This is a genomic window from Streptomyces palmae (genome assembly GCF_004684805.1).
GTDB classification, from domain to species: domain Bacteria; phylum Actinomycetota; class Actinomycetes; order Streptomycetales; family Streptomycetaceae; genus Streptomyces; species Streptomyces palmae.
The window spans coordinates 1-1,651 of the sequence record NZ_SRID01000655.1 but is presented as its reverse complement, the minus strand read 5'-3'; the positions used below and the strand labels follow the sequence as shown (position 1 = coordinate 1,651).

Here is a 1,651-nt window from a genome sequence, read left to right as displayed (position 1 = left end):
GCAACATCATGCGCGAGTCCTCCGGCAACCCGCAGGCCATCAACAACTGGGACATCAACGCCGTCAACGGCATCCCGTCCAAGGGCCTGCTCCAGGTGATCGACCCGACCTTCAAGGCGTACCACGTGGACGGCACCTCGTGGAACATCTACGACCCGGTCGCCAACATCACCGCGGCCTGCAACTACGCCGCCGACCGCTACGGCTCCATGGACAACGTCAACTCGGCGTACTGATCCACAGCCCGGCAACACCCCTACACACGCCGCGGGGCGGCACCCTGGTCCAGGGTGCCGCCCCGCGGCGTCGTCCACTCCACTCCCGCACCGGTCCCGGCAGGTGCCACCCGCCGGGTCCTCGGCTCGGTCGCCATGTCGACCCGTACTGCTCAGTCGGTGACGACCGCCGGCCGACGGCTGGCGATGACCTTGCGGGCCAGCGAGCGCGGGCTGGTCAGGAAGCCCCAGCCCCAGGACATGTGCATGGTGGCCAGCGCCACGGGGATCCGCAGCCGTGCCGCCACCGGCAGGCCCTTGCCCGCCGGGATGGAGCCCGCGGCGATCGCGGCCAGATAGCCGCCGGGGACCACGAAGCCCCAGGGGGTGAGCGCCGCGCCCACCACCGTGCCCGCGGCGATGGCCAGCACGGCGGCCGGCGGGGCGAGGTAGCGCAGGTTGATCGAGCCCTGGTGGAAGCGGGCGACCACATGCCGCCAGCGGCCGTAGTCCTTGTACTGCTTGGCCAGCGCCCGGACGCTGGGCCGCGGCCGGTAGGAGACCTTCAGCTCCGGCGAGAACCAGATCAGCCCGCCCGCCTCGCGGATCCGGAAGTTCAGCTCCCAGTCCTGGGCGCGAATGAACTCCTCGTTGTAGCCGCCCTGCCGCTCCAGCGCCTCACGCCGGAAGACGCCCAGATACACGGTTTCCGCGGGGGCCGCGTCGCCGCCGGTGTGGAAGGCCGCGTTCCCGACCCCGATCTTGGAGGTCATGGCGGCGGCGACGGCCCGCTCCCAGTCGTTCTCGCCCTCGGCGTGCATGATGCCGCCCACGTTCTGCGCGCCGGTCTCCTCCAGCAGGCGCACCGCGGTGGCGATGTAGTTGGGGGAGAGCATCCCGTGGCCGTCCACGCGCACCACGATCGGGTGGCGGGAGGCCTTGATCGCCGCGTTCAGCGCGGCGGGGGTACGCCCGGTGGGGTTGGGCACCGTGTGGACCCGCGGGTCCTCCCGTACCAGCTCGGCGGCGATCTCGTCGGTGCGGTCCGTGGACGGCCCGAGCGCGATCACCACCTCCATCTCACCGGCGTACTCCTGCGCCAGGATGTGCCGCACGGAGTTGCGCAGATGGCGTTCCTCATTGAGCACCGGCATGATCACGGATACGGCCGGAGGCTGCGCTTCAGACATCGTTCCTCGGGGGGACGGCCTCGTGGCGGAAGCCGCCATCGCGGCGGCGCGCCCGGGTGACTGCTGTATCGGGGCCACGTTACCCCTTATGGGGGAGCCCGGAACGCCCCGGCCGGGTGGCAGTGGGGGCGAGCAGCGGCGTGGGGATCACCGGCGGTCACCGTACGGGCCTACGGTCGCAAGCCACGGCCGGGACCGCGGCACGGGCGGACCGCCCCGTCGGCTCTCCCCCGCGCCCTCCGGCCC

Annotated in this window: 2 protein-coding genes; one reads left to right on the top strand and one right to left on the bottom strand. The window is 72.0% G+C overall.

The features are described 5' to 3' along the window. The coding region (locus E4099_RS31850) for a transglycosylase SLT domain-containing protein (protein ID WP_167828561.1) at nt 1-236 on the top strand (236 nt) is incomplete at its 5' end. Between the two features lie 152 nt (nt 237-388). Here the strand turns inward: E4099_RS31850 and E4099_RS31845 are convergent. Beyond that, on the bottom strand, nt 389-1,405 hold the full coding sequence (locus E4099_RS31845) for a glycosyltransferase family 2 protein (RefSeq protein WP_135342566.1): 1,017 nt from the start codon (nt 1,403-1,405) through the stop codon (nt 389-391). Nucleotides 1,406-1,651: the final 246 nt, after the last annotated feature.